The sequence below is a fragment of the Candidatus Blochmannia vicinus genome, assembly GCF_023586525.1.
In the GTDB taxonomy this organism is placed as follows: domain Bacteria; phylum Pseudomonadota; class Gammaproteobacteria; order Enterobacterales; family Enterobacteriaceae; genus Blochmanniella; species Blochmanniella vicinus.
Map to the genome: position 1 here is coordinate 301,253 of NZ_CP097763.1, position 24,660 is coordinate 325,912.

A 24,660-nucleotide genomic window follows, 5' to 3' on the forward strand; every position below is an offset into this window, starting at 1 on the left:
TTCATTGATAATAAATATTTTTAGAAGTTAAACAAAAAATAAAATTTTAAAAAATTAAATTTTATTATATTTATAAAATAATGATTATTATATAAATTTTACAATTTTACATCTTAAATCAATTTTTTAATAAAATATATTATCGCAAAGTATATAATATAATAACCATATGTATATACATTTATATTAGATAAATATAAGTTGGTCATTCTATGTACAAGTCTGTTATGAATTGATAAAATTATAGTTGTTATTTGAATGTAGAATATTATTTTTAACGAAAGAATATAGTTAATATTGTTAATATGAATATAAAGTTATTACATATTTAACATGGCCTTGAAAAAACTAGTGGTTTATAGAGTAAGGATATATACCCCTATGGGTTTGATAAAATGTTGAAAAAATAATTATTTTATCAAAGATATATTAGGTAGTTTATTGAGATAAAGACGTTTTAAATAGTGGGGAACTGCATCATTTTTATTATTTCCAATAATTTCTAGTAATGGAAGTGTATCTTTTAGTCGTTGTTGTGCGTTACTCATTATACACCCTTTTCCTGTCATTGATAACATTTCTTTGTCGTTCATACCATCACCAAATGAGATGCAATCTTTAAGTTGATATCCTAATAATTTAACCACTTGCGCCAAAGCATGGCCTTTAGAAACTCCTCCTGGCATTACTTCAAGGCATGTTGGAAGTGAAAAACTAATATTAACATGATGATTCCATCGTGCGTTTAATTCCTTTTCTAAAGATAATAACCGTTGGCAATTATTACTAGTAAAATATACTTTACAGATCTTATCTAAGGATAATGTATCTTTCTGATAAATACAATAATTAGATTCATATCCGTTAGTAAAATAATTTTGATTTGATACTGATCGATTGATCAACCACTGATCATTGCGGAAAATATTAGTAATAATTTCAGAATCATAATGTGCTACGGATAGTAAGTCAGAGACAATTGCTGTCTCTAAATTATAAGAGGAAATTAATTTTCCATCAGCATTGTGTATTCTGGCTCCATTAGAAGTAATCATGTAGATGTTGATTTTTAAATTATCACGGATGCTCATGACATTTGTGTGATGTCGGCCGGTAGCAAAAATAAAATGAATTTTATGATCAGTTAATAGTTTCAAAATCTTTTTAGTGAAGGGTGTTAATCGGTGATTTGGTGTTAGCAGGGTGCCGTCTAAATCAGACGCAACGATGCGAAACATTTGTACCTCGCTTTATTTTTTATTAAAGTTTGCAATTATAGCGATGATTATACACCAATAATTATAATATAATATCAATAAAATTTTGATATATTATGGATATTATTTTAAATATTGATTTATTGCACGTTATTTTCAGCAACATTGTTATTTGAATAATACAATGTTCTTATATGGAGATATTTTTTAAAAATATTTAAATTTATTGAAATTAATATTTATTTGTAAAATTCTATAAACAGTATTATTGTTGTTATTAATGATTTATAACCAATTTTTATATTTAAAATAGATATACGGAGCTAATCCTGCTAAAATCATTAAAATAATGGCGCTAGGATAACCAAATGACCACTGCAATTCTGGCATAAATTCAAAATTCATTCCATAACTGGATGCTATTAAAGTTGGAGGTAAAAAAACTACTGAAAAAATTTTTATGATTCTATTTTGTTCGATATTAATAAACCCCATCGCTGATTGAGTTAAAGAACTAATCTGATGAAATACGTATTCGTTGTGGGGTAACAATAATGCAATATCGTTCAAAATTTCCTTAGCATATTGTCGTTGTGTTATGGGCAGTTTCACTTTGCGTATTAAAAATTTTATTGCTCTTTCAGAATCTAGTAAATTAACACGAATTTTCCAGCCTATGTTTTCTAATGCAGCTAAATCAGAAAGCGCATGGTCATATTCATCAATTTGTTGTCCATTCATGATGACAAAACTTAATGTTTCTAAAGTGGAGTAAATATGCTCTATTTTGTTTGCTAGATCGTCAATTTTTACTTCAAATAAATTTAATAATAATTCATAGGCGTTTCCATCTATTAACAAATGATTATGCAAGTATTGTTGATATGTATAAAATGCTGGAAATTCTTCTTTTCGTGAAGTGAATAGACATCCATTATATATGGTAAAGGATACAATAGAGTTATTTATTTGTTCTTTTTCGTCATATGAAAAGAAAAAAGAACGGATATGTAGTCCATTTTTATCTTGAAAAAAACGTATAGTTTTATTGATATCTTTTAGTTTAAAAAAATTTATTTTTTGGTGAAGTAATATATTTTGTATATAACTGTATTCATCGTTATTTGGATTTATTACATCTACCCAAACAATATTGTTTAAAAATGATATTTTTTCTTTTTCATCAACGCGGAGTAAATGATTATTTTTTAATTGAAATATGTTAAACATATATCATTTTTCCTTAACGATACAAAACAAGAATACATTAGATCACAATAATTAAGATTAGATAATAAATAGTTATTCTCCTTATATAATTTTTGTAATGATATATTACATAATAGAAAATAATTACAAAAATTGTTGTCAGGTATTAAGTATCAAAATATCTATAACGATTCAAATAATTTGTAGGAATTTATCTATTTGATTATAAATATTATTATCATGATAGTGAATTAAATATTCTTCATTGTGAAAGTATTATAAATTAAATTTAGAGATTGTCTGCGTGTATAGTTATTCCTAAGCATAAAAGGAGATTTGCAAATTTCTAGTTTTTAACGAAAATAAAATAATATAGGTGTGTTTGTATTATATAATAATTCAATAAAATTAGGATATTAACTTTCAGAAAATTTAAATATAATAGAAATATAAATTTATAAAAAATAGTAACATGTATTTCTGATAAGAAATATTAAGACACTTCTAAACAATCTATTGGTAATTCGTTAATAAATCTAGACGGTGATTGAATTATTGTTTCTTTTCCATAGACATGACGGGTTTCTGAATAACTAATTGTTAATTTATGCATAGCGCGTGTGATGCCGACATAAATTAATCTACGCTCTTCTTCTAATAGCTCTTTATTAGTCAAAGCAACATAACTTGGGCAAATTCCTTCTTCTAGTCCTACAATAAATACCTGGGAAAATTCTAATCCTTTTGCAGCATGTAGTGTCATTAATTGAACTGAATCTGTATGTGAATTAGATAAATTTTCTTCGAATTCTAAAGAAATATATGACAAAAATTGTTGTAATGGAGACTCATGTATTGTTGATTCTAATGAATTGTCATATTGTTTGCTCATTATAATTAGCTCTTGAATATTGTGTATATGTTCATGATACGTTGGTATCGACGTTTTTTCTTTATATGTGTTCCATAATCCGACTTGTCTAATAATATGATAAATTTGTTCGTGTAAGGGCAATATAGTTAAAATTTGTTTTTTTAATGAATCTATTAATGTAATAAATTTTTTTAGAGCAATAGCAGATTTTCCTTTAATAATCTTTTTGTTTGAAATAAATAAGCTACTGTCCCATAGACTTAAATGATTTAAATTAGCGTATTTATTTATACTTTCTAAAGTACGTGGCCCAATTCCTCTATTAGGTGTATTAATTATTCGCATATAAGCAATATTATTATTTTGATTAATAATAAATTTTAAATAAGCCATGATATCTTTAATTTCTTTACGTTCAAAAAATTTTATTCCTCCATATATTTGATGAGGCACATTTTTTTTTGATAGAATTTCTTCCAATAAACGAGATTGAAAATTATTGCGATATAAAATAGCGCATTCATTGAGTGAACCATGTTTTTTTTTCCAATTTATTAAATTGTTTGCTACAAATAAAGCTTCATCTGCTGAGTTAAAAGCACAATAAACAGAAATTGCATCCCCTTTGTTTTCGCGTGTCCATAATTTTTTTTTTAGACGTGTGTGATTTTTACAAATAAGAGCGTTGGCAGCTTTCAAAATATTATTAGTAGAACGATAATTTTGTTCTAATGTAATAATTCGTACATTTTTAAAATCTTCTAAAAATCTTTGAAAATTTTTTACTTGTGCCCCTCTCCAACCATAAATAGATTGATCATCATCACCAACAATCATTAAATTATTACTTTCCCTTGACAACAGGCATAACCAATCATATTGTATTTTATTAGTATCTTGAAATTCATCTACTAAAATATTAGTAAATCGTTTTTGATAATAATGCAAAATATTTGGATAATTTAAACATAGCAAATATGCGCGTTCTAATAATTCATTAAAATCTATTAACCCAGAACGGTGACATATATCACGATAAGATTGATAAAGTCGTATCCATGTCGTTTTTATTGAATTATTATTTATATTAGTATTTTGAATGTCTGAAATTTTATTTTTTTCTGTATTGACATAATGCATAGCCTGATGCACGCTGTATTTTTTTTCATTTAAATTAAGAGAACGTATTAATTGTTTTAAAAGTCGAATTTGATCATTCTTGTCAAGGATTTGAAAATCTTTTGGTAAATTTGCATTTATATAATGAGTGCGTAACAAATGATTTGCTAATCCATGAAAAGTACTAATCCATATATCACTTTTTTTTTGAACACCAATTAAAGATTGAACACGATTACGCATAACTAAAGCAGATTTGTTTGTAAAAGTTACCGCCATTATTGACCATGGTGTGCATTTTTTTACTAGTTGCAGCCAAGCAATACGATTCACTAATACCCGAGTTTTTCCGCTTCCGGCTCCAGACAATACCAATATATTTTTGTCATTAGAAGTGACTGCTTCTTTTTGTTTATCATTTAGTTTGCTAAGAATATTAGAAATATTCATAAAGTATTGAAATATATGTTTATAATAATTATTATAAAGTACGTTATTAATGTAATTAATAACATTATAGTAAGTATGTTAATGATGTTAACTTTGAAATTTTCAAATGTGGTAATAATTTTGTACCTATTGAGTAAAATTGATCTGCGTTATATTGATTGATCCAGCAAGCTTGCATTCCAGAACGCATTGCGCCTTTTACATCTGTCTGTAAGTCATCACCTACATGTAAAATATTTTTGCAAGGCAATCCAAAATGTTTTGAAGCTAAATAATACATATCTGTGTATGGTTTGGCTCGGCCATTAATTCCAGCACGTAGTATATATTGAAAATATGGTTTTAAACCACAGGTAACAGGATTTGCATTGCCATTAGTAATTGCAATTAATGGCCACTTAGTATTTAATGCGGATAATGTGTTATGAGTACTAAGAGGTATATCAATTTTATTGCGCCAACGTATAATGATGTCCATAGCATAATCAGCTCCTGCTTGCGCTTCATTTTTATTTAATCCTGCCTGCAGCAAAGTTATCTTTAAGGATTTCCAGCGCCAATAATTTACATCATGATAAATGTCTGGTTCTGCAATTTTTAGTATTTTACGTGACTGATAATAGTCGGTCTTTTTTATTTTAGACAATGCGGGATGATATTTTTGTAAAAATAATACTGATTGTTCTTCAGCTTGATTCATAACCGAGTAATTATTGTACAATGTATTATCTAGATCTAAAGTTATAGCGTAGAAAGGGCGTAACACGCGATAAAAATGCATAAAATTATACCTTTAATATAAATTAAAGTATTAATTGATGAAGTATTTATATTTTTATCAATTAATAAGCACACATATTTGATTGTGCAAACAATATAGTTTATATAGAGCACTCTGAGTTTATAAGTCAATATCTCCATCGTATACGTACGATGTTGGTCCAGTCATATATAATGGATTTCCTATACCTTTCCAGTGTATAGACAAAGTGCCTCCGGGTAATATTACGTCTACTGTTTCACATAACAGCTCTTGCTGAATGCCTATAGCCACAGCCGCACAAGCGGCAGTTCCACAGGCTTGAGTTTCTCCTACCCCCCGTTCGTATATTCGTAATCGGATGTTGCTACGATCAATAATCTGCATAAAACTTACATTGACTTGTTCCGGAAAACAATGATGATTTTTTAATGTTGACCCTAATGAACTAACTTGGACGGTTTCTATTGTTTCAACTAAAATGACACAATGAGGATTACCCATGGATACTATACCACATAATATTGTTTGTGTAGGTAAAAATAAAATATAAGTTTTTTGATATTGTGATGCATAAAATGGGATAAGTTTTGGATCAAATATTGGTGGGCCCATGTTGACAGATATATGATTGTCATCCATTATGGATAGGACTGTATGATGAGTTCGAGTGCTAATGTGAATATTTCGTTTGTTAGTTAATTTTTTTAAGTAAACAAATTGCGCACAACAACGAATACCGTTTCCACATTGATTGACTTCTGTTCCATTTGCATTATAAATTCTGCAATGAAAATCTATTTTTGGATCGTAAGGAGGTTCTACTATTAGCAACTGGTCACATCCAATTCCATAATATCGATTCGATAGATATTTTATATTTTTAGGAGTGAGATGTATATTTTGTGTTATAGCATCTATAATGATAAAATCATTACCTAATCCATTCATTTTTGAAAATCTCATATTTGCCTCATATAATACCAACGAATAAAATTAGATATGTATCGTTAACTTTTTAAAATAGGTTTATTTAACTAAATTATTAATATATTTCCATAATAGTGAATGATATTAATTTAATTTTCATTAAATGAAAATTAAATTAATATCATTGTATCTTAATAATTGATAAAAATATAGGTTTATTAAGAACATTAAAATTAATTTCTAAAAGTACGATGTTTATTTAAAACAGAGCATATTTTATATTTTTAAAATAAGACTAATAATATTTAAAATAATTTAAAAAATTAATTTTAAAAATATTTAAATATTATTTTAATTAATAATTAATAATTAATAATTAAGGTATTACAATATAAATAATTAAATTGGTTTGTACCATATAACATTAATAATGATATAACATGATTTTTATTATAAATTTTTTATAAAAAGAGACATGAATAAAAAATTTAAAATATAAATGTAGCAATATTGAAATATTTTAGGTAATAATCTGAAGAAATAATTTTTTCTACAATTAATTATATTAATTCTTATAATTAATCTATCTTAAAATGTTAAGATTACATAGAATTAAAATTTAAGATCAATATATTATTTTTGTTATTTAATTTTTTAAAATAATTACAAGTATATTAATTAAGTTAGAAGATCATATATTCTGTTTTTAACATAATTATACTGATGAATACTAGAATTTTAAGAATCGCTACGCGAAAAAGTCGACTGGCTATTTGTCAAGCTCAATATGTTTGTAATGAATTAAAGCGTTATCATCCAACTGTACAAATAGAATTGATACCTATTATGACAACAGGAGATAAATTTTTAAATGTTGCTTCAAAGGATAAAATTAAAAGAGGTGCATTTATTAAAGAATTAGAACACGCATTGATAGATTTTCGTGCTGATATTGCTGTTCATTCTATGAAAGATATTACAGTACCTTTACCAGCTGAGTTAATTCTTCCAATTCTATGTGAACGCAATGATCCACGTGATGCCTTTGTTAGTCTAAAATACTCTAATATAGATACGTTACCTATTGGTAGTACAATAGGAACATCAAGTTTACGTAGACAATGTCAAATACGCGCTCAACGTCCAGATTTAATAATAAATAACTTACGAGGCAATATAGATACTAGATTAAAAAAATTACATTATGATCAGTATGATGCAATTATTTTAGCTGTAGCTGGTCTGAATCGATTAAAATTAAATGAATATATTCGTGTTCATATTGATCCATCCGATCTATTACCAGCTATGGGACAAGGTACTATAGCTATAGAATGTCGTTTAGATGATACTGATATTTTATCGTTGTTATCACCTTTATATCATCGGGAAACTTCATTGCGTATTAAAGCAGAACGTGCTGTCACTACTTATTTAGAAAGTTATTGTCAATTACCAATTGCTAGTTATGCTGAAATTGAAGGAGATCAAATATGGCTACGTGCGCTTATTGGATTGCCTGACGGAAGTAAAATTACTCGTATTGAAGGACGAGCACCTTTAGATCAAGCAGAAAATCTGGGATTGATTCTTGCTGAAGATTTATTAATTCAATTTACAAAATGATATATTTTATAATAAATGTATATTAATAAAATTTAATATAGTTAAGTATGAGCATTTTAATCACTCGACCATCTCCATATGGAGAAAAATTAGTAAATAAATTACTTTCTGTCGGTAAATTTGCACATCATTTACCGTTAATTTGTTTTTCTACGGGGAAAACGCTGTCTTTTTTGGAACAACGATTAAATCTACTTTCTACAGGTGATTTATTATGTATTGTATCGCAGAATGCAATTAAGTATGCCCACAGCCAGTTACTTAGTCTAGGAGTATCTTGGCCTACTAAATTAGTATATTATTCCATTGGTCGCGCAACTAGCATAAAGATGTATAAATTATCAGGAATTGCTTCGAAATATCCTAAAGATAAAGAAACAAGTGAAAATTTATTACAACTACCTGAATTAATTGATAGTTATGGGAAACGTGTTCTTATTTTGAGAGGTAGTAATGGACGTACTGTTTTGGACGATACTCTTCAGAAAAGAGGAGCGTTAGTGTTATCTTGTGAATGCTATCGTAGGCAATTGTTGCAATATAATGGAGAGGAACAATCATGTAGGTTGTTAGAATTGAATATTAAAACGGTGGTAGTTACTTCTGGAGAAATACTAAAGCAATTATATTATTTGATTCCTAAATTTTATCGTACATCTTGGTTAATACGATGCAGGCTTATAGTGGTAAGTTTGCGTTTGGCTAAATTAGCTAAAAGTTTGGGTTGGACAGATATTATTATAGCATGTTCGGCAAACAACGATGTGCTAACTCATGTTTTAATTAAAAACTCTTAATCTTATGATATGGATACTAAATTTTATATTAAAATAGTTAAGTTTGATTAAAAATACGAATTTTAAGAAACATAATCGCGGTGGAAATATTTAAAAATTCTCATGTAGTTTATGAAAATCGGCGAGAGAGGATTTGAACCTCTGACTTCCTGGTCCCAAACCAGGAGCGCTACCAAACTGCGCCACTCGCCGATAATTTATTAAATTTTTATCTAGGTTTTGTGCATTTATATTGTCTCTCTATTAATATTTGAGTCTAATAATTAATTGATCAATTGTGTATAATTGATAATTATTTTTGCGAAGGAAGGGGTTTGAACCCTCACGTCTTTATAAAGACACTAACTCCTGAAGTTAATGCGTCTGCCAATTCCGCCACCTTCGCTTTGTAGTGTTTGGTTTTATTTTTAAAATGGGTGATTGATGGGACTCGAACCCACGACTGCTGGAACCACAATCCAGAGCTCTACCGACTGAGCTACAATCACCACGGATCAATCCTCTAATTTTTTCATAAAAATTTTAATGAATCAATGCGTCCGACAGGATTTGAACCTGAACCCTTTGTCTTCGGAGGACAATACTCTATCCAATTGAGTTACGGACGCATTGATTCAGTGTATACATATTTAATTTATCTTTATATCAAATAAGATGCGTTTAATTAATTGCATATAGTTGGTTTTGCATTAAATAATATTTAATTTAATGTTATTAGTCAGAATGACATAAAAAATAAGTATTTTATAAAAAAGTTTATTTTATAAATTTTGTGTGTTTCTTTAAAATTATTTATGCGATATAGTTATATATTATTTAAAAATCTTAATAAGATAAAGCAAAAAATATAAAAGTACTCGCATCCTATATTAGGATAAAATTAATTAAATTTATTATTTATGTATAAATGCATTATTAAAAAATTTATTTTATATTATTGTATGCTATTTTGATACTTTTTTAAAATAATTGATTGCATAAAATGCATATATCTTTGCCCAACATTATATTTATAGTGCATAACATAAAAACATAAATGGATCTTAAATAAATTTATAGTGCAATTTTATTAAACAGATTAGCAATAAAATATTGTGGTAATTTATTTTTTAAACACATTCTAATATAGAAATGATAATTGTTATAATAAATTAACATCGTTTCATCATATCAAAAAATTCATCATTAGTTTTAGTCATAGATAGTTTATTCATCATAAATTCCATTGCGTCAATTTCGCTCATTGGATGAATAATTTTACGTAAAATCCATATTTTTTGTAGTTCATCTTGAGTAGTTAACAATTCTTCTTTTCTAGTTCCAGATCGATTATAATCGATTGCTGGGAAAACACGTTTTTCAGCTATTTTTCTTGATAAATGTAGCTCCATATTTCCAGTTCCTTTAAATTCTTCATAAATTACTTCATCCATTTTTGATCCGGTATCTATTAAAGCAGTAGCTATAATAGTTAAACTTCCTCCTTCTTCCATATTACGAGCAGCTCCAAAAAATCGTTTTGGACGATGTAAAGCGTTGGCATCGACTCCACCTGTTAATACTTTTCCAGATGAAGGTACAATAGTATTATAGGCTCTAGCTAATCGTGTGATAGAATCTAATAAAATAATGACATCTTTTTTATGTTCCACTAGTCGTTTAGCTTTTTCAATTACCATTTCGGATACTTGTACATGACGAGAAGCTGGTTCATCAAAAGTAGACGCAATTACTTCTCCATGCACTAAGCGTTGCATTTCAGTAACTTCTTCTGGGCGTTCATCTATCAAAAGTACTATCAGTACACAGTCTGGATGGTTATGACTAATACTTTGTGCAATATTTTGTAAAAGTATGGTTTTTCCTGCTTTAGGAGGTGCTACGATTAATCCTCGTTGACCACGTCCAATCGGTGATGCTAAATCTAATACTCTTGCGGTTAGATCTTCTGTAGAACCGTTCCCTCGCTCCATACGTAATCGTGAGTTTGCATGCAATGGGGTGAGATTTTCAAATAAAATTTTATTACGGGCATTTTCTGGTTTATCGTAATTTACATCACTTACTTTAAGTAACGCAAAATAACGTTCACCTTCTTTTGGAGGTCTAATTTTCCCAGAAATAGTATCTCCAGTACGTAAATTAAAACGTCGAATTTGGCTAGGAGATACATAAATATCATCTGGACCTGCAAGATAGGAGCTATCACTAGACCTAAGAAACCCGAAACCATCTTGTAAAATCTCTAATACGCCATCCCCAAAAATATCTTCTCCAGTTTTAGCATGCTGTTTAAAAATAGCAAAAATAATATCTTGTTTACGCATACGTGCTAAATTTTCTAGACCCATACTTTCCCCAAGGTGTACTAACTCAGAAACTGGTATGTTTTTTAATTTTGTAAGATTCATAATTATGGATTCTTAAATTGGAGGTATACAATACCGTTGGTATTAAAGAGATGTGGTTTATTTGTATAATACAATATAAGTATCCCCTTTATAGTATGATGGCGCTTAATCGTATACCTATCCCCAACATTGTTGAGAACAGGTATATAACTAAATATCATTTACTTTATTACCGGATTATCATAAAGAAATAGATTTTTTAAAATTCACAGTAAATTTTATAACTATATTAGAAAATACATCTATATTTAATCTAATCTTATTTATATTGTACAATCGCTATCATTATTATTACAATGGTTGCTGTGTGTCTAATTATTATTACAAAATCATATACTTATAATCAATTATGAAACAATAGGTCGTTATTCTACTATAATTTTAAAGATACGTCTACTAACATATAAGATAAATTTTTTTAAAAACTATAAATATTAAAATAAGCGAGAAAATTATATATATTTTTTTAAAAATTCTTGTAAATTTTGTTTAGATAACAATCCTATTTTAGTAGATAATACTTTTCCGTGGTGCATCAACAATAACGTTGGAATACTTCGAATGCCATAGTTTTTAGTAGTTATTGGATTTTTATCTATATTTAATTTTGCTATTTTTAGTTTATCATGAAATTCAGTAGCTATATCTTCTAAAATAGGTGTCATTGCTTTACAAGGATTGCACCATTCAGCCCAAAAATCAATTAAAAATGGTTTATTGTCTTGATTGATAGAGTTTAATACTTTTTCTTTAAAATCAGAATCTGTCAAATGTATTATATAATTCATTTATTCTCCTTATAACCTGTTTTTTGTTAATTATTATATACGTATATAATAATTATTTATTTTAGTGCATATCTTAAATTAATCGGTATTTATTATTATCTACATAATGAGTCATGTAATATCAATTTTTATTATTTTTATTTTACATTATTTATTTTTACTTAGATCATCAGCTAAATGATCCTTCATGATAACAAGATAAACTTGAAATCAACGTATGATCACAGTTTTGGTTTTAATTATTAATAAATGATAAATTTTTCATGTTTTGCATATGACTTCTTAATTTAATTCCAACTTTTTCTATTGCATGATTTCTAATCGTTTCATTAGTATTACGTAAAATAATATTGTCTATTTTAATTTCTTCGGGAGATGTACCTAAATCTCCTTTTTTCAAATTAGGTATTATAGTTTTTTTTAATAAAGGCACTACTGCATTACAAAACAAATAATTTCCATATTCTGCAGTATCGGAAATTACCGTATTCATTTCATATAATTTTTTTCGAGCTATAGTATTTGCAATCAAAGGTAATTCATGTAATGACTCATAGTATGCTGATTCTGGCGCTATACCAGCTTTTGTCATTGTGTCAAAAGATAGCTCTACCCCTGCTTTTATTATAGCCACCATTAATATTCCATGATCAAAATATGTTTGATTCAAAATTTCTTGTTGATAGTTTGGCGCTTTTTCTAATGAAAGTTGACTGGTTTTTTTTCTCCAAGCAAGTAATTTAGAATCATTATTTTTCCAATCCGACATCATTTCTGCAGAAAATGTCCCATTAAGTATATTTTCCATGTGTCTTTCAAAAATTGGTTTTAATATATTTTTTAATTTTTCAGATAATATAAAAGCACGTATTTTAGCAACATTAGACAATCGGTCCATCATCAATGTGATACCTCCGTGTTTTAATGCTTCGGTCATGACTTCCCAACCATATTGAATAAATTTTCCCGAATATCCAGAATCAATACCATTGTTTATCATATAGTCAAAACAAAGAATTGATCCTGCTTGCAACATTCCACATAAAATGGTTTGTTCTCCCATAAGATCTGATTTAACTTCTGCTACAAATGAGGATTCTAACACTCCAGCACGATGGCTGCCAAGCGAAAATGCCCAGGATTTTGCCAATTCCATCCCTATATTATATGCATTGTTTTCTTTATGTACAGCGATTAAGGTAGGCACTCCAAATCCTCGTTGATACTCTTGACGAACTTCTGTACCAGGACATTTTGGAGCAACCATTATGACAGTAATATCTTGACGAATTTTTTCTCCAACCTCTACAATATGAAATCCATGTGAATAACCTAATACAGACCCATGTTTCATTAAAGGCTCTATTTTTTTTACTATTTCTGTGTGATTTTTATCTGGAGTTAAGTTAATAATAACATCTGATTTTGGAATAATTTCTTCATAAGTTCCTATAGTAAATTTATTTTGTGTCGCTCTTAACCAAGATTCTTGTTTGTTAATAATAGATTCTCGACGTAAAACGTATGAAATATTTACACCTGAGTCTCTCATATTTAAACCTTGATTTAATCCTTGAGATCCACAACCTATTATAGCTATTTTTTTAGATAACAAAGCTTGAATTCCTTCAGAAAATTCATTATGACTCATAAATCGACATTTTTTTAAATGTTCTAATTTTTGTATAAAAGTTAATGTATTAAAATAATTAGCCATAAAATACCTTTTTAAATAATGTTAAAATAATTGAATAATTTTGTGTAAAAATAACTTTTAATTTAAAATACTTTGAACACTGGATTAGTTGTGACATCATGCCATTCATATCCTAATTTAGATAGGTATTGTTCAAATTCTTCTTCTTCTTTTTGGTTAGATAATTCAAATCCAGCTAGAACACGTCCGTAATCAGCGCCATGGTTTCTATAATGAAACAGAGAAATATTCCAATTAGTACCTAAAGTATAAAGAAATTTTAATAATGCTCCTGGAGCTTCTGGAAATTCAAAACTGAAAATTCGTTCCTGTAAAGACTGGAATAAATGTGCCCCTACCATATATCTAACATGTAATTTTGCCATTTCGTCATCAGATAAGTCTACGACGTGAAACCCATTAGCGAGTATTTCTTGTATTATTACTTTTCTTTCAGCATGTCCGTTTTTCAAACGTATACCAATAAAGATACAAACTTTTTTAGATCCATTATAACGATAATTAAATTCTGTTACCGATCTGTTGCCTAATATTTTATAGAATTCTAAAAAACTACCTTTTTTTTCTGGGATAGTAATTGCCATTAATGCTTCTCGTTGTTCTCCTAGTTCACAACGTTCTGAAATATAACGTAATTCATGAAAATTTAGATTAGCACCTGAAAGAACATGAGCTAATCTTTCACCCCGTATTGCATATTGTTGAATATATTTCTTCATTCCAGCTAAGGCTAAAGCGCCCGAAGGTTCAGCTATAGCGCGTACGTCTTCAAACAAATCTTTTATTGCAGCACAGATTGCATCATTATCTACTGTAATTACGTCATCTAGATATTTTTTGCACAAACGAAATGTTTCATTTCCAACACATCGTACAGCTACTCCTTCTGCAAATAAACCTACTTTATGTAACCATACTGGTGTTCCGGCTGATAATGCCGCGCATAAAGAAGCTGATTCTGCTGATTCAACTCCTATGACTTTTATTTGGGGCATAAGATGTTTAATTAAAACAGAAATACCTGCAGCTAATCCACCTCCTCCTACTGGAACAAAAATACGGTCTAAATGAGCATCTTGTTGTAACAATTCCATCGCTAATGTTCCTTGGCCTGCTATAACCGTTGGATGGTCGAACGGAGGAATAAAAGTTAATCGATGTTTATCAGCTAGAGACATAGCTTTAATTTTAGCTTCGTCAAAATTAGCTCCGCACAATAATGGTTTTCCACCAAAATTGCGCACTGCGTCTATCTTTATATCCGCAGTGTTTGTAGGCATTACAATTACAGATGTTATACCAAGATGAGTAGCAGAAAAAGCTACTCCCTGAGCATGATTACCTGCTGATGCTGTAATAATTCCAGAAGATTTTTGTGATTCATTAAGACTTGAAATCATGGCATAAGCGCCACGCAGCTTAAAACTATGTACTGGTTGTCTATCTTCGCGTTTTACTAATACTATATTTTCGAAACGTTGTGATAATTTGCTCATCATTTGTAATGGAGTTATTTGAGCTACTTCATACACATGAGAACGCAAGGCAGTTCGTAGATATTCTGCGGGACGGGGCACATTGGAAAAATAATTCAATTTTTTCATTTATAATATTATTCCAGTAACTTAGATTTATCACGAACAGCGCCCTTGTCCGCGCTTGTTACTAAGTGGGCATATGCTTTTAAAGAAGTGGATATATTTCTACTTCTGTTCATTGGAGTCCATGCTTTAATACCTCGAGCAATTTCTAATTTATATCTTGTTTTTAATATATATTCAGGTACTTCTAAAATAATACTACGCGCACTAATATCAATATTAATTATATCTCCGTCATGAACTAAGCCGATTAATCCTTTATTAGCTGCTTCTGGAGATATATGTCCGACAGACAAACCAGATGTTCCGCCTGAAAATCTACCATCTGTAATTAAAGCACAACATAAATCCAAACTCATAGATTTAAGAAAAGATGTTGGATATAACATCTCTTGCATACCTGGCCCTCCTTTTGGTCCTTCATATCGAATTACAATTATATCCCCAGGATGCACATTTTTTGTTAAAATCGCTTGAACAGCTTCTTCTTGACTTTCATAGACTTTAGCTGGCCCATAGAATTTTTGAAGCCTTATATGAACTCCAGCTGTTTTCACAAGACAACCATCTTCCGCAAGATTTCCATATAATACTGCTAAACCGCCATCCTGACTATAAGCATACTCGCGAGAACGAATGCAACCAGAGCAACGATCTATATCCAATGAAGCCCATCTGTTTGTTTGAGTGAATGCTTGTGTAGTACGTACCCCTCCTGGCGCTGCAGCGTACATGTTTTTTGAATCAATATTATCGCAGGAAACAATGTCATATTTTAATAGTGTTTCTGATAAAGATTGATTCAATACATTACGTGTGTTCTTATGTAATAGACCGCAACGATGTAATTCACCAAGTATACCCATTACTCCTCCAGCGCGATGAAAATCTTCCATATGATATTGTTTAGTGTTTGGAGCTACTGTACACAGATGTGGTACTTTTCGAGACAATCTATCAATATCTGCCATAGTAAAATCTATTTCTCCTTCTTGTGCGGCCGCAAGTAAATGCAATACAGTATTGGTGGACCCACCCATTGCAATGTCTAACATCATTGCATTTTCAAAAGAAGATTTATTAGCTATATTACGAGGCAAAACAGAATAATTATTCTTTTCATAATAAGATTTGGCTAAGTGGACGATATATTTACCAGCATTCAAAAATAATTTTTTTCGATCAGAATGGGTAGCTAATAATGACCCATTTCCTGGCTGAGCTAATCCTAACGCTTCTGTTAAACAATTCATAGAATTTGCAGTAAACATTCCTGAGCAAGATCCACATGTTGGACACGCTTCTTCTTCTATGTTTTGTTTATCAATATCAGAAATATTAGGATTTGCGGCGTAAGTTATTGCATCAACTAAATTAAGTTTAATATCTTTATTAGATAGAGTTACTGTACCGGACTCCATTGGGCCACCTGATATAAAGATAGTTGGAATATTTAAACGCAGTGCTGCCATTAACATTCCGGGTGTTATTTTATCGCAATTAGAAATACATACCATAGCATCAACACAATGAGCATTGATCATATATTCTACTGAATCAGCAATAAGATCTCTAGATGGTAAAGAATATAACATACCGCTATGTCCCATAGCAATTCCATCATCTATTGCGATAGTATTAAATTCTCTTGCAACTCCTCCATTAATATTAATTTGTTTAGAAACTAATGTACCTACATTTCGTAAATGTACGTGGCCAGGAACAAATTGGGTAAATGAATTAACTACAGCAATAATCATTTTATCAAAATCTTTGGTGGTCATTCCTGTAGCGCGCCATAATGCTCGAGCACCAGCCATATTACGACCATGTGTAGTAGTAGTAGAGCGATATTGAGGCATATGTATTTAAACTCCAGTATTTTTCTCTATAAATGTTGAGTGTTCAATTGTTAATTAACTGGATCTAACCAGTCCCATAGATCCTCAGTTACTCCAGTAAATAAGTTAAAAAATAAGTCTTGTAACTTTTTAGTAATGGGTCCGGGTCTACCAGTACCTACTTGAATGCCATCTACACTACGTACTGGGGTTATTTCTGCAGCAGTACCTGACATAAATATTTCATCAGCTGTGTACAAAGATTCACGAGACAATACTTGTTCTTGTACTTCTAAACCGATGTTTATTGCTAATTTAATAATAGAATCTCGTGTAACTCCAGGTAAAATAGAAGAAGCACGTGGTGGTGTTAAGATAATTTTATTTTTAACTTCGAATAAGTTTTCACCAGCGCCTTCTGAAATATAACCGTATATATCTAACCCGATTCCTTCACGATAACCATTTCTGCAAGCTTCATTACTGATTAACATAGATGATAAGTAATTTCCGCCAGCTTTAGCTGAGCTCGGAAGAGTATTCGCTGGAACTCTGTTCCAAGAAGATATCATCGCATCAATCCCTTGTGTTAGAGAATCTTCCCCTAAATAAGATGACCAAGAGAAAGCTGCTATAGCAACGTCTGTGGTGTATTCAGGATCCGGATTAATTTTCATTCTTACGTCTCCAATAAATACTATAGGACGAATATATGCATTAATTAAATTATTTTTACGAATAATCATTCTGCATGCTTGCATTAAACTATCGATACTCCAAGAAATGGGTATACGATAAATTTTTGCGGAGTCATGCAATCTTTGTATGTGTTCGCGATGACGAAATATAACAGGCCCCTTATATGAATCATAACATCTCATACCTTCAAACACTGATGATCCATAATGCAGAGAATGAGACATTACATGTATTTTAGCTTCTTGCCATGGTATGATATCTCCATTAAACCAAATAAAATTTGTTGTATTCATTTGATTTCTTCCTCGGTGATATAATTAAATATAATATTAATTTAACAACGATTAAATTTATTGAATTTCAATATGATATATATCTATTAGTTTATTTAATTGAGCAGATAATAAGAATATTGCTCTATTACTGGAAACAGTCAAAAAAATATTTATTTTTTTGTTATCAAATTTGTTATGTGACGACATATTTAATGTGTTCAATTCAAAACCACGATGACGTATGACCCGCAGGATACGTTCAAGTACTTCTGGGCAAAATCTAGCTTTAATACATAACGAATAACATGTCATATTACTGCTCCAACATAGCGTCATTTGAAGCACCGGGCGGAACTAGTGGCCAAACATTTTCATATTCATCGATTAGTACATGCAATAAAAAAGCTTCTGTGTGCATAAATAGTGCATTGATTGCATTTGATATTTGGGATTTATGAGTAATACGTAATCCATGAATGTCAAATGCTTTAGCTAAAACAAGAAAGTTAGGATTATCTGTTAATGTAGTTTCACTATAACGTTTATTAAAAAATAATTGTTGCCATTGACGAACCATTCCTAAACGTTGGTTATCTAATAAAACAATTTTAATGGGTAGATTTTTGCGTTTAATAGTGGCAAGTTCTTGTATATTCATCATAAATGATCCATCACCAGAAATACATATCACCATACAGTTGGGCCGGCCAATTTGAGCACCGATAGCTGCTGGTGTTCCGAATCCCATAGTTCCCAGTCCCCCAGAAGTAATAAAATTTTCTGGACGATTAAATTGCATGTGCTGGGCAGCCCACATCTGATGTTGCCCAACATCTGTAGTAACGATAGTATCGTAAGGGGCATTTTCACTAATTGCTCGTAATAAGGCTGGCGCATAAATTTTGTCATTAGTCGATTGATAACACCAACGGTACTTTAATTTCAAAGATTTTATTTTTATTCTCCATTCATCAATAGATAAGGATTGTGTTAATGAAAATAGTAAATCGCTTAAATTTCCTGACAAAGAAACGTGAGCTAAGCGTAGTTTACCAAATTCTGCAGGATCAATATCTAAATGAATTACTTTTGCTTGTGGAGCAAAAGTATGCAACTGCCCGGTTACTCGATCATCAAAACGAGCTCCAATTGCAATTAGTAAATCACATTTTTGTACTGCTAAATTAGCTGCTTGATTGCCGTGCATTCCTAACATTCCTAAATAACAATCTTCTGTATAATCTGCTGCACCAATTCCTTTTAATGTTACTACAGTAGGTATTTTTGTTTTAGAAATGAATCTACGTAGCGATGTTACTGCTTGCGCCATTCCAACTCCTCCACCTATATAAAGTATTGGTTGGTATGATTGAAGCATTAATACACGAGCTTTTTCTATGTCACCTGTGACGCTACAAACATGTTTTTTATTATTATTAACATAGTATTTAGTAGGTATTATTTTTTCGGTAGATAATTGAATATCTTTTGGTATATCTATTAATACTGGACCTGGTCTTCCTTTAGAAGCAATAAAAAATGCTTCATCAATAATACCAGGTATCATATTTAATGAATGTACTAAAAAGCTATGTTTAGTGCAAGCTAAGGATAATCCTAATACGTCTACTTCTTGAAATGCGTCAGTACCAATAAATTCTAATCCTACTTGTCCAGTAATCGCTACTATCGGAATGGAATCTAACAATGCATCAGCTAGCCCAGTGATAAGATTGGTAGCGCCTGGGCCAGAAGTTGCAAAGCATACCCCAACTTTTCCGGTGGCTCTAGCATATCCTATAGCAGCTATAATCGCTCCTTGTTCATGTCTACATAATAAATGTTTTACTTCAGAATCAAATAATGCATCGTACATTGGCATAATAGCCCCACCTGGGTAACCAAAAATAATATCTACCCCTTTGTCTCTCAGTGCTTTTATTATCCACTGAGCTCCGTTCATATTTATTTCCTCGTGTGATTTGTATGAATTAAACAACAATTAAATTAGATTATTTATAAATAAGTGATCAATTTTTAAAATTAATTGTAACCCATATGGAAATTACATATTTTCTTAGATTTAAGTAGGTTTGAAATATTTATAAAAATATTGCGTATATCATCAAAAACATTTTTATTTTAGGAAAATCCTTATGATATTAATATCTTTGATATCAATATACGCTTCCGTTGTGTATCGATTAAATTATAAAATATAATTGGTTTAAAGTATAATACTGTTATTGATAAAAATTTTTCTATATATTTTAAATAATCAAATAATTATATTAAAAATAATTTTTGTGACATTAATGCTGATATTTAATTGTCAAGAATACTATATTCTATAATATGTTTTATTAAAAACTAGCAGTAATTTTTAAAACAGTAATTTCCATGTGTTTTAAACATAAAAATTTTTATGACAAATATGTATCATCGTCACGCGAACAAAACACAAAGAATTTGATATTCTTAATATTCATAATGGTAAATTCTGTTTTGTTTTAACGTTTTTGTTCTAGTGGATACCTTCAATAAAGCAAAATACATATTTGATTATATATATATGCGTTCTATTTATATTCTTATATGTTATAGATACGGTATTTTAAAAAGTGATGTTTTGTAGATAATATTATTTTTAATAATCATCAGTATATAATTGTTATTTCAGTTTATTGTTATAGGATTGTATATATTTTTTAATTATTTTAGTATATAAATAGCGGCTAACTATTCGTATTTATCAAAAATTTTAATTTGGTATCGTTTACTTATTTTTGAAAAGAACGATATATGATATTAAGATTTTAATTATATTATAGTAAATACTTATAGATTTCAGTTTATACAATTAGTTTTATATTAAAAGTGCTAAAAATCTATAATATATAGGATGATGCTTTTCATTTTTAAAAAATAAATAATAAACATGTAAAAGACACGATATTAAAGCGCACATATTTGATATGTGCGCTTTAAGTTATATTATAATTTTAACTTATGTTATTTTTACACTCTTGTAGATAGACTACAGGGGTGAAGAGACTTGAACTCCTAACACTCGGTTTTGGAGACCGACGTTCTACCTATTTGAACTACACCCCTTATATTATTAATAATTTAATACGGTATGCGGTGCGGACGGGACTTGAACCCGTGACCCTCGGCGTGACAGGCCGATGTTCTAACCATCTGAACTACCGCACCGTTATCAATTAAATGATCATTAAAATTAATGATTAACTACGTATATATCATATTTTATTGATAAATGCTGTGAATTTTGTTCTGCTAGGTTCATTATTTTTAACGGGTTACATTTAAAAATTTGTTTAATATAAAATTACGTTACACATTTAATTATGGAGCTAAGCGGAATCGAACCGCTAACCTTCTGCGTGCAAAACAGATGCTCTCCCAGTTGAGCTATAGCCCCAAACCTATTAAATGTACTACTGTAACAAGTTTAAAATAAAGATGCAAACTAAAATAATATAATTACAAATTTTTATATTTTATTGAATGCAAATAGTTTCTAAAACAATGAGTTTTAATTTTTTAATTACACTAATTTTAAATTATTAATTAATTTTTAATATTAATGTGATTAAGTCAACAATTATTTCTTATAACAATTTTATTGTTATTTGAGATAAATTAATTTACTTCTTATAGAAGTACTAGATCAAAGTTGATAAATGTTTATAAAAATTAGAATTTTTTGATGTTTTGAGTTTATAAAATATTTTTACAGATAAAGTTTAATAGTTAGTTTAATCATTAAGTAATGATTATTATATGTTGAGCACATATTTTATATATATTTATATTTCTTAAGTATAATTAAGTGAATGTTATATATGTGGTAAAAACTTAATAAATATATGCGTTTATAGTAAGAAGTTCAAATTTTTTATAATTTATATTGATAAGATTTCTAAAGAAAAAAAATTATAATTGGACAATAAAATAGATTTTAGTTTAATAACTTTTGTAGTGTCCATAGAACAATAGATTTTGTTTGGTCTGATGGAATAATTAACGTTATTTATAGGATCTTTAATTAGGGTCTCATTACGTTGTAATAAACGTAAACTATATTTAGCGATGGTGCGTCTAGAATCTACTAAATAACTATTTGAAGATAACGTTGTAATTAATTCTTTTTTTAGTAAGGAAAAATGAGTACATCCTAGTACTATAGTATCAGGAGGTTGTTTCATTTCTAACCAGGGGGCTAGAATATTACGAATCATTGATAAAGATATTTTTTCGCCATATATTTTGGATTCAGCTAAGTGTACTAATTCAGATGTGCCTAATAATAGGACTTTGTATTTACTTGCAAAACGTTTTATAAGACTCCAAGTATAGTCATGATTTGCAGTACGATGTGTTGCTAATACTCCAATAATGCCATTTCTAGTTAATTTAGATGCTAACTTGATCGCAGGTATTGTTCCGATAATAGGAAATAAAAAGTGATTTTGTAATATTTTTAATGAAACTACACTGGCAGTATTACAAGCAACAACTACAAGATCTAATTGATGTTGATTTTGAACGGTTTTAATTATAGAAGTTACGCGATTTGTGATAAATATTTCTGAATGTTCACCATAAGGAAAGGCTTGATTATCAAAAAAATATAGATACCATACGTATGGTAATAATTTGCGCATCGCGGTATAAATGGATAAACCACCTACTCCAGAATCTAGTATTAAGATTGTTGGTTGTTTGTATTTGTATATATTTTTACAGAAATATGTCATTTACTTTATTAAATATTTACTTGATATAAGCATTATATAAATTTGGTGGAATTAGGTATATATTTAGTTTACGATTTTGTTTGTAATTTTTTATGTAACGTGATATTAAATTTTTAATAAAATTTTTTATTTTTTAATCAAAGATATCACATTGAATGATATGTCCATAATAATGTTAGTTTTATTAAAATCATACATTTTTATTAATTTTTATTCGTAATTGATTAGATATTGCCGGGTATAGGAGATATTATGTATTATATTGATAATATGTAAGTAAATATAAATTATTTTTATCTGCTAATTAATAATTTTGTTGGCAAAATAAGCATTTTTATATAGAAACTGTTTCTTAAAATACATATTTTAGGAGTGTATAGACAATAAATTTATATAAAAATTATTATTTGTATATAAAATATATTATGTTAGTTTTTGTTTTTTATTCCTAGACTATGACATATTGCATATGTTAAGTCTGATCTATTAAGAGTATAAAAATGAAAATTTCTTACTCCTTCTTTAATAAGAATTCTAATCATGTCTATTGCTACAAATGTTCCAAGCATTTTTTGTGTTTTTAGGTCATGATCTAGCCCGTGAAAAATTACGTATATCCAATGTGGTATTTTAACTTTAGTAAAAGTAATAAAATTCTGTACTTGACGAAAATTAAAAATAGGTAATATTCCGGGAATAATTTCTGTATCAATTCCAACAGATATACAAAGATCTCTAAATCTTAAATATTGTTCTACATCGAAAAAAAATTGAGTAATTGCACGATTAGCGCCAGCATCTATTTTTTTTTTCAAATTAATTAAATCTGATTGCGCGTTCTTTGCTTCTGGATGTACTTCTGGGTAAGCAGCTACAGAAATATCAAAATTTCCAACTTTTTTTAGTAAATATACTAAATCTGCAGCATACATAGATGATTGATGATTTTTATTGATTTGATCACCTCTTAATGCAACAATGTTATGAATACCATTGTTCCAATATTCTTGCGCAATGATCTGTAATGCTTGAGGAGTTTCGTTAATACATGTTAAATGGGGAGCTACTACTAATTTAGTATGTTTTTTTATATCATTAATTGTTTTATCGGTATAGTCTCGTGTTCCAGAATTAACACTGTATGTTACAGAAACAAAAGCAGGATTGAGCTTACTTAATTTTTTTATAGTTTTCCATAATATTTTTTTCATTTCATTGGTACGTGGAGGGAAGAATTCAAATGATACATTAATATTGCCTTGTAATTCTGCTAAATATTGATTTAATATTTCTTGTTGAGCAGCATGGAACATGCTCATATTTTCCTCTCGTGGATTTATAAAATAATATGTATGATATGTTATGTATGCTATACTACAAATAAGTGTTATTATATTTACTATTTACAGTTATGTTTTTATAAAGAATTTTTTATTTAAGTTACGTGAAAGAATGGTTTCTACTTATTATAAGTGGCATTTTTTAAATTAATAAGTCAAAAATGTTATCATTACTATTATGAGTTCTCTGTTTTGCAGCAATATATATGCTGGTTAAGGTTC

The 24,660-nt window shown here is 29.1% G+C and carries 17 protein-coding genes and 7 tRNA genes; 2 read left to right on the top strand and 22 right to left on the bottom strand.

Translation table 11 applies throughout. From position 1 onward, the window contains the following. Positions 1-410: 410 nt before the first annotated feature. The 5 genes from yigL to dapF all read right to left on the bottom strand — a co-directional run bounded on the left by yigL (position 411) and on the right by dapF (position 6,595). Positions 411-1,238, bottom strand: coding sequence for a sugar/pyridoxal phosphate phosphatase YigL (gene yigL / locus M9408_RS01250; protein WP_250257380.1), 828 nt, complete (start codon positions 1,236-1,238; stop codon positions 411-413). Positions 1,239-1,502: 264 nt separating this feature from the next. Beyond that, positions 1,503-2,447 (bottom strand): magnesium/cobalt transporter CorA, encoded by a 945-nt coding sequence (gene corA / locus M9408_RS01255; protein WP_250257381.1) that lies wholly within the window; start codon positions 2,445-2,447, stop codon positions 1,503-1,505. A gap of 472 nt (positions 2,448-2,919) precedes the next feature. Continuing rightward, a complete protein-coding gene (locus tag M9408_RS01260) occupies positions 2,920-4,869 on the bottom strand; it encodes a 3'-5' exonuclease (protein WP_250257382.1) in 1,950 nt (649 codons plus the stop codon). Between the two features lie 64 nt (positions 4,870-4,933). After that, the gene (gene yigB, locus M9408_RS01265; protein ID WP_250257383.1) at positions 4,934-5,650 is read right to left on the bottom strand and encodes a 5-amino-6-(5-phospho-D-ribitylamino)uracil phosphatase YigB; all 717 of its coding nucleotides are present in this window, start codon (positions 5,648-5,650) and stop codon (positions 4,934-4,936) included. A 120-nt stretch (positions 5,651-5,770) separates the two neighbouring features. After that, positions 5,771-6,595, bottom strand: coding sequence for a diaminopimelate epimerase (gene dapF / locus M9408_RS01270; protein WP_250257385.1), 825 nt, complete (start codon positions 6,593-6,595; stop codon positions 5,771-5,773). Positions 6,596-7,282: 687 nt separating this feature from the next. Between dapF and hemC the strand changes: the two genes are divergently transcribed. After that, positions 7,283-8,185: a hydroxymethylbilane synthase gene (hemC, locus tag M9408_RS01275; protein ID WP_250257386.1), complete on the top strand. Its 903-nt coding sequence runs from the start codon at positions 7,283-7,285 to the stop codon at positions 8,183-8,185. Positions 8,186-8,232: 47 nt separating this feature from the next. Then, positions 8,233-8,982 carry a uroporphyrinogen-III synthase gene (hemD, locus tag M9408_RS01280; RefSeq protein WP_250257387.1) on the top strand — a complete coding sequence of 250 codons (750 nt, stop codon included), beginning with the start codon at positions 8,233-8,235 and terminating at the stop codon, positions 8,980-8,982. A 118-nt stretch (positions 8,983-9,100) separates the two neighbouring features. Here the strand turns inward: hemD and M9408_RS01285 are convergent. The 17 genes from M9408_RS01285 to metF form a co-directional block, all read right to left on the bottom strand. Then, positions 9,101-9,174 (bottom strand) — tRNA-Pro (locus M9408_RS01285). Positions 9,175-9,281: 107 nt separating this feature from the next. Beyond that, positions 9,282-9,367 (bottom strand) — tRNA-Leu (locus M9408_RS01290). Positions 9,368-9,397: 30 nt separating this feature from the next. Next, positions 9,398-9,470, bottom strand: a tRNA-His gene (locus tag M9408_RS01295). A 46-nt stretch (positions 9,471-9,516) separates the two neighbouring features. Further along, positions 9,517-9,590, bottom strand: a tRNA-Arg gene (locus M9408_RS01300). 543 nt (positions 9,591-10,133) lie between these two features. Beyond that, positions 10,134-11,393, bottom strand: a complete 1,260-nt coding sequence (rho, locus tag M9408_RS01305; protein ID WP_250236033.1) for a transcription termination factor Rho — start codon at positions 11,391-11,393, stop codon at positions 10,134-10,136. Positions 11,394-11,845: 452 nt separating this feature from the next. Then, positions 11,846-12,181 carry a thioredoxin gene (gene trxA / locus M9408_RS01310; protein WP_250257388.1) on the bottom strand — a complete coding sequence of 112 codons (336 nt, stop codon included), beginning with the start codon at positions 12,179-12,181 and terminating at the stop codon, positions 11,846-11,848. Positions 12,182-12,416: 235 nt separating this feature from the next. Beyond that, positions 12,417-13,898: a ketol-acid reductoisomerase gene (gene ilvC, locus M9408_RS01315; RefSeq protein ID WP_250257389.1), complete on the bottom strand. Its 1,482-nt coding sequence runs from the start codon at positions 13,896-13,898 to the stop codon at positions 12,417-12,419. Positions 13,899-13,960: 62 nt separating this feature from the next. Beyond that, positions 13,961-15,502: a threonine ammonia-lyase, biosynthetic gene (ilvA, locus tag M9408_RS01320; RefSeq protein ID WP_250257390.1), complete on the bottom strand. Its 1,542-nt coding sequence runs from the start codon at positions 15,500-15,502 to the stop codon at positions 13,961-13,963. Between the two features lie 8 nt (positions 15,503-15,510). Further along, positions 15,511-17,361 (bottom strand): dihydroxy-acid dehydratase, encoded by a 1,851-nt coding sequence (gene ilvD / locus M9408_RS01325; protein WP_250257391.1) that lies wholly within the window; start codon positions 17,359-17,361, stop codon positions 15,511-15,513. A 50-nt stretch (positions 17,362-17,411) separates the two neighbouring features. Continuing rightward, complete coding sequence (locus M9408_RS01330; RefSeq protein WP_250257393.1) at positions 17,412-18,332, bottom strand: branched-chain amino acid transaminase; 921 nt, start codon at positions 18,330-18,332, stop codon at positions 17,412-17,414. Between the two features lie 57 nt (positions 18,333-18,389). After that, positions 18,390-18,626 carry an acetolactate synthase 2 small subunit gene (gene ilvM / locus M9408_RS01335; RefSeq protein ID WP_250257394.1) on the bottom strand — a complete coding sequence of 79 codons (237 nt, stop codon included), beginning with the start codon at positions 18,624-18,626 and terminating at the stop codon, positions 18,390-18,392. 1 nt (position 18,627) lies between these two features. Next, a complete protein-coding gene (gene ilvG, locus M9408_RS01340) occupies positions 18,628-20,277 on the bottom strand; it encodes an acetolactate synthase 2 catalytic subunit (RefSeq protein ID WP_250257395.1) in 1,650 nt (549 codons plus the stop codon). 1,077 nt (positions 20,278-21,354) lie between these two features. Then, positions 21,355-21,428: transfer RNA gene (locus tag M9408_RS01345), tRNA-Trp, on the bottom strand. Between the two features lie 28 nt (positions 21,429-21,456). Next, positions 21,457-21,530: transfer RNA gene (locus M9408_RS01350), tRNA-Asp, on the bottom strand. A gap of 156 nt (positions 21,531-21,686) precedes the next feature. Beyond that, positions 21,687-21,759 (bottom strand) — tRNA-Ala (locus M9408_RS01355). A 484-nt stretch (positions 21,760-22,243) separates the two neighbouring features. Continuing rightward, positions 22,244-23,098: a glutamate racemase gene (murI, locus tag M9408_RS01360; protein WP_250257396.1), complete on the bottom strand. Its 855-nt coding sequence runs from the start codon at positions 23,096-23,098 to the stop codon at positions 22,244-22,246. A gap of 428 nt (positions 23,099-23,526) precedes the next feature. Continuing rightward, on the bottom strand, positions 23,527-24,417 hold the full coding sequence (metF, locus tag M9408_RS01365; protein WP_250257397.1) for a methylenetetrahydrofolate reductase: 891 nt from the start codon (positions 24,415-24,417) through the stop codon (positions 23,527-23,529). Between the last annotated feature and the right edge of the window lie 243 nt (positions 24,418-24,660).